The 5,679-nt window shown below is 63.8% G+C and carries 4 protein-coding genes; all 4 read right to left on the bottom strand.

The window, feature by feature from the left end:
- Positions 1 to 366: 366 nt before the first annotated feature.
- The 4 genes from ASD99_RS25195 to ASD99_RS25180 all read right to left on the bottom strand — a co-directional run bounded on the left by ASD99_RS25195 (position 367) and on the right by ASD99_RS25180 (position 5,531).
- The gene (locus ASD99_RS25195) at positions 367 to 2,646 is read right to left on the bottom strand and encodes a hypothetical protein (protein WP_057145268.1); all 2,280 of its coding nucleotides are present in this window, start codon (positions 2,644 to 2,646) and stop codon (positions 367 to 369) included.
- Positions 2,646 to 3,242 (bottom strand): hypothetical protein, encoded by a 597-nt coding sequence (locus tag ASD99_RS25190; RefSeq protein WP_056592097.1) that lies wholly within the window; start codon positions 3,240 to 3,242, stop codon positions 2,646 to 2,648. The genes ASD99_RS25195 and ASD99_RS25190 overlap by 1 nt, the downstream gene beginning before the upstream one ends.
- Positions 3,243 to 3,586: 344 nt before the next feature.
- Positions 3,587 to 4,576, bottom strand: a complete 990-nt coding sequence (locus ASD99_RS25185; protein WP_057145267.1) for a hypothetical protein — start codon at positions 4,574 to 4,576, stop codon at positions 3,587 to 3,589.
- A gap of 43 nt (positions 4,577 to 4,619) precedes the next feature.
- Positions 4,620 to 5,531 carry a hypothetical protein gene (locus tag ASD99_RS25180; RefSeq protein ID WP_057145266.1) on the bottom strand — a complete coding sequence of 304 codons (912 nt, stop codon included), beginning with the start codon at positions 5,529 to 5,531 and terminating at the stop codon, positions 4,620 to 4,622.
- Positions 5,532 to 5,679: the final 148 nt, after the last annotated feature.

Raw genomic sequence — 5,679 nt, 5'->3', positions numbered from 1 at the left:
GCCGACATCGACAAAGTCCCCATCAGCCACCGCATCAAGAAATGCGCTTGGAATGACGACTATCTCATCCAGGCAATCGCTCATATGCGATAGCCCTGCTTCAAGGGGGGTGAGGAGTGGTCCGCGCAGCGGACGGAAAGCCAACTGCTTGGCTTTCCGAACGACGAACGCCCGAAGCGACAGCGAAGGGCCAGAGCCGGCAGGCCAGAGGGGGTCGGTTCGACCGGATGCGACCTCCTGCGGCGGATGAAGGCTGGCGCCTCGCGTGAGGCGCCGGCATCCTCTTTAAACTAGGAGGTCGCGTCCCGTCGTACCGACCCCCTCTGTCGCCTTCGGCGACATCCCACCCTCGAGGGGGGAGATTATCTAAGGCTCGGCGTCAAACACCGGCGTGAACGCGCGAATCGTGCAGGGCGTCGGGTTGACGTGGCGGATTCTCACCCGGCCCTGCCCTTCCCAGCTGTCATCGATCGGCACCTCGACATTGCCGGTGAACAGCGTTGCCCGACCATTGGGCGCGACGATCGAGGGCATGCGCACTGGCTCCCAACGGCCGCGCATGAAGGACTGCACCTGGAGCCCCGTGGTGTCGGTCTCGAGCAGCGACAGGATCACCTTCGACACCTTCTTGCGCCGGCCGATGATGGAGCCGTCGCGGCCGCCGACATCGAGCTCCAGCGTGTCGGCGCCTGCCGCATAGGGCAGGCCGAGCTGCCACTTGGCGGCGGTCGAGCTATCAGGCAGCGTCACCGTGCCGCCGCCGCTGACGGTCAGCCCGCGATAGACTTTTCCGTCGGCGAGAACATCGACGGACTGGCCTGCGAGATGGATAGCTCCGCCCACCGTGGTGACCGCAAGACCAGTGTAGCTCAACCCGCAGTCGACCTCGAAGGCGTCGGCGATGGCGCCATATTCGAACGGCGCGGTCTTGATCTCGATGTAGCGCCTGGTCACACCGCCGATGGTACGCTTGACCACCAGCCAGAGATCGTCATTGCCGTCCTGGCCGGGCGTCACCGCAGCGCTCTCGACAACGGCCCAGTCGGAGCCACTGAAGGTGCCGCCCAGGCGATGCCGGTGCATACCGCGCACTTCCTGGCTGGGCTGATGGGTATAGCCGCCAAGCTCGCCATTCTCGAGCGGGAACCACAGCAGCGGGTCGGGATCGGCCTGGAAGGCCAGCTCGACCACGCCTTGCTTGGGGATGTGCTCGGAGATCTGGCCGACATCGTCCGAAGCAAAGCGGCTCTGCGCCGTCTGCGTCAGCTCGGCGATCGATTTGCGCGAGCGCGTGACATAGAGGAACGACTGGCCGGCATCGACCGGGCGAATGCGGGCGCAGCCGAAGGTGCGCGAACGCCGGTTCTTGAAGGAGGACGGTGTCAGCGCCTCGTCGATGCCCGAGCCCGACAACGCGCGGATGCCGCCGGAGGTGCCGATCAAAAGCGCGCCATCGCTGTCGGCGATCCAGACAATGTCGTTGGCCTGGCCGCCGCCGGCCTGGACGAACTCCAGCGCGTCGTCGTCCTTCTCGCCGAGCGCGAAATTATCGAAGTCGCCAGTGGCCGAGGCATAGACGGAGAATTTCCGGCTGAAGGCCAGCCGCTCTTCGTAGAGTGAGCCGCTCTCCACATACTTTCCGGGGACAAACGTGCCGAGCCGCCAACGCGTGATCGGATTCATGTTCGGCAGGGCGTGACCATACAGCCTGATCTTGACGACAGTTGTGCTCGTGCGGCTGGTGATCTTGGCCCAGCGCCAGATGCCATCGGCACCGAGAAGGCGAATGGTGCGACCAACATCCGAGGGCTGAAAGCCGGTGTCGTCGTTAATGCCGACGATTGACGAGGCGGTGAGGTCGAACGGCGTCTGATCGAAAGCGGCGATATGCATGGCAAGTTCAGCGGAGACGCTGCCGACCGCATCGTCGCCGCCGCCGCCGCTGAACACCAACTGGATCACGCGCTGCGCACCGCCGGCGTTGCGATATCGGATGTAGCCGTCGCCGCCGCTCGCAATTTCGATGTCCTGCGTCTTGTCGCGGTCGAACATCTGCCAGGCCGCCGCGCTCCCGCTGCCTGTGGAGGCAGTGCCGGATGGCGCCGAATTGCTGGTCATCTGCGGTGTGAGATGCCCGGTATCGGATGGCGTCAGCGTCGTTGCCGTGTCATTGAGCGGATCATAAGGACCGTCGAGAAATTCGAAATCTTCGAGCGTCCATGTGGTGTGCGCGGTTCGCGTCAACACCTTGGGCTGGTAGTTCCGATGCGTGATCCACATCTGGTCGGCCGACTGGACATAGGTCAGTTCGAACAGATCCGCCTCGAGATAAGGCGAAGCGACCTCCACCGTGCCGACGCGTGCGCCATAGGCATAGACCCGGATATACTGGTCGCCGAATTCGAGCGCATAGGCCTGGTCGGCGGAGAAGATGAACGGGATTGCCCGCGTCTTCTTCGCTGAAATCTTCACCTCGCCGGCGAAGTAGGTGCCGCCGCGCTTGCGGATGCCGCCATGCGGCAGGGTGACGAAGTTTTCGCATTTCGACAGCGCCGCCCGATAGAAGTCGAGAGAGGCGCGTGCGTGCAGGCGCGGCGAGATTTCGCCGCGGGTAAAGACGTCCTGGACGGGATAGAGCGTCGTCATCAGCGCGCAATCCTGTTGTCGCCGCGCTGGCTGGCCCAGGACGCGGTGTAGAGCCGGCCGCCGCGCTGGATGGCGTTGGCGTTGAGCGCGGCGTCGAGCGCCCGGTCATAGGCCGAGCGGGCAATGTCGATCATGCCCGACTTGTGGGTCAGCGGATGCGCCACCTTGATGGCAAGTGCGGCCACCAGCACCTCGGTGAACAGCGCGTCCCAGTCGTTGGGATCAGTGAGGTTGGCGACGTAGCGGAGGGTCAGCGGGCCGGACCGGTCGGAATAGATCAGCCCCGCCTCCTGCCGCCAGGAGATCGGCACGCCGTCCGGTTCGCCATTGTGGGTCAGCGGCAGCGGCCGCAGGCAGTCGGCCGGAAGCTCATAGGCAAAGGTCAAGCCGCAATCGCTGCCGGTATCCGCGCCCGCCACCGTGGCGCGCAGGATCGCGAACACCCAGGCACATTTGGTCAGCTCCGCTTCCCGGGTGAGATCGAGATGCAGGTTCAAGAGCCGTGCCGCCTTGGCGTCTTGATCGAGACTGTCGATCGGCGCCTCGTCGAGCACGGCGAGCGCCATGTTGGCGATATCGAGCGGGGTGATGGCCATGGCTCAGGCCTCCGTCCATGTGGGTCGGGTCATGACTTTTCTCCGGAAATGAAAAAAGCCGCTGCGAAGCGGCTTGGAGATTTGGATGGTGATATTCAAAGATCGCGCTCTACGACGCCCCCCTCTGTCCTGCCGGACATCTCCCCCACGGGTGGGGAGATTGGCAGTTCAGGCGCTGGCGCTGTTCTTGCAGCATCGGAGATTGGCGAAGGCGGCAGCAACATCGGATCTACCCACTTGTGGGGGAGATGTCCGGCAGGACAGAGGGGGGCGCGAAGGAATGCTGTCAGAACGAGAGAGGCGAAGGGCGAGCTCACCGCCTCCGCCCTCGCCCCTCACCTCAATCAGGCCTCGGTGGTCTTCAGCGCAATAAACGTCATGTTCTTGACGCTCGACGCCGTACGGTCCCAGTTCGCCGCCAGCGCCAATTCCGCGTCGGTGGCGAATTCGCCGGCCGACGAGGCGTCGAGGAAGCGGGTGCCGGGAACATGCGGGACGAAGTGCCGGCGGCCGACCATTTCCGTGACGCCGCCGCCATGACCCTGGCGCGGCTTGCGGTCGAACTCCAGCGGGCCGCCTTCGGTGTTGACCGGCAGCTCGTTCCACAGGATCGCCTTGTCCTTGAACATGAAGGCGGTGTAGACGCCCGCGGCCTGCGGAATGTCGTCATCGACCACGGCCCGCAGCCCCATATAGTAGGGGATCAGCGGCCCGCCCTGTTCGGAAGACGGCACATAGTCGATCAGGTCGGCGAGCTTCAGCGCCTTCATCTGCTTGGAGTGCATCCAGATCGTCTTGAACTTGTCCGCGCGGTCGCCCATCAGATAGGCGGCCTCGATGATGTCGGTGTCGACGATGGAAGCGCCGGTGGTGCGCACTAGATCGCCGCCATCATTGGCGATGTTGTCGGCGACGACGCCTTTCAGGATGCCGAGCAGGGTCAGCTTGTTGGCGCGCTGCCAATACTCGGTCTGCCGCTTGACGATCAGCTTCTGCGGATCGTCGCCGGCCAGGATCGAGGTCAGGTCCGGAACGCCCCACGCCTGGGCGCGGACATTGCGGGCGGCGACCTCGCGGCGCGAGCCGATCTTCTTCATCTCGATGGAATCGGTCGGATCGTCATTGACCGGCTCGGACGGGTCGTTGCCGAGGTCCTTCCAGCCGGGCATGTCGACGGAGCGGCCGCCCATCGACAGTTTCGAGGAGATGGCCGGGTCGGAAAACAGGATTCCGGCCTGGTAGACCTCGAGCGACTGGACATGTTCCTCGAAAGCATATTGCGCATAGACGGACGGAACGATTGCGTCCGCGATACGGGTATAGACATCTGCCATTTTTCTCTTCCTTCAGGTTTGGTTTGGCGGTGAACCCTCAAAGTCAGAGGGGGTTATTTGGCATCCAGAGATCGGGATTTTCTCCCGCCTCGCGTGCCAGCCGCCTTGCGCGGGCGGGGTCGCTTTTGACGAGGGCTGAAATGTCAGTCAGGTTGCGTTCGCCGGCGGCGTTGCGCTTGAACGGATTGCCTCCGCTGAAAGAAGCACCGCCGTCGATCGTGTCTTCACGGAACATCGCCTCGCCGATCGCCTGGAACGCCTTGGCGATCTGCGGATCGGTCAGCGCCCCGTCAGGCAGAAGGATGCCCTTCGCCTTGTAGGCGTCGACCAGGCCGAGCTTCTTCATCGCCCGGTTGGCGACCTCCAGCTTCTGGCGAAAGCCGTCGCTGTCGGTCGGTCCCCAGTCCCTGACAAGGTCGTCATGGGTGGCTTCCACCGAACGGGCCAGTGCAATCTCCTGGCGCACCGCCTGCTCGGCCATGTAGCCGACGAACCTGTCGTGATAGGCCTGCGCGATCTTCGGGCTTGCACCCGCCTCGACCGCCCAGGCTTTGGAAGCATTGGCGAGTTCGTCCGAATAGGCGAAGTTTTCCGGCAGGCCTTCTGGCCTGATGTATTCGACCTTCTCGGACGAGGTGACCGGACGCATGGTCTCGGGCAACCGGGCATGAAACCTGTCCCAGTCTTCCCGCGATGCGTCAGGCGCCGGAATACGCAGGCTCTCACCCTGCAGCCGCTCCAGCTCCGCATAGGATGTGAAAACCCGATCGAGGCTTTCAGGCTTGGTCCAGCCCTTGGTTTCAGCGAGCTTGCGGTTGCCTTCGGAAAGACCGTCAAACCAACTTTTGGCGCCAGGCGCGGCGGACCCGTTGTCCGCACCTGCCGGTGACTGTGCCGGGTTGCCCGCCGGCTGCGCACGCGCCGCCACGGACCCGGCGTCTGCCAGATCTGTCATGTGAAGTTCCTTGTGTTGAGATTCGGAGACGTGATGGCGCCGACCGGCGAAGCTGCCGATCTCCCCCTCGTGGGCAGGGCTATCGCATATGAGCGATTGCCTGGATGAGATAGTCGTCATTCCAAGCGCATTTCTTGATGCGGTGGCT

The organism is Mesorhizobium sp. Root695 (assembly GCF_001428185.1).
Classification (GTDB): Bacteria; Pseudomonadota; Alphaproteobacteria; order Rhizobiales; family Rhizobiaceae; genus Mesorhizobium.
This window is presented reverse-complemented; position numbering and strand designations above follow the sequence as displayed.

What these genes read in the sequence shown, in the direction of transcription:
- ASD99_RS25190 (WP_056592097.1), bottom strand. Translation starts at nt 3,242, where the DNA reads ATGGCCATCACCCCGCTCGATATCGCCAACATGGCGCTCGCCGTGCTC.
- ASD99_RS25185 (WP_057145267.1), bottom strand. Translation starts at nt 4,576, where the DNA reads ATGGCAGATGTCTATACCCGTATCGCGGACGCAATCGTTCCGTCCGTC.
- ASD99_RS25180 (WP_057145266.1), bottom strand. Translation starts at nt 5,531, where the DNA reads ATGACAGATCTGGCAGACGCCGGGTCCGTGGCGGCGCGTGCGCAGCCG.
- ASD99_RS25195 (WP_057145268.1), bottom strand. Translation starts at nt 2,646, where the DNA reads ATGACGACGCTCTATCCCGTCCAGGACGTCTTTACCCGCGGCGAAATC.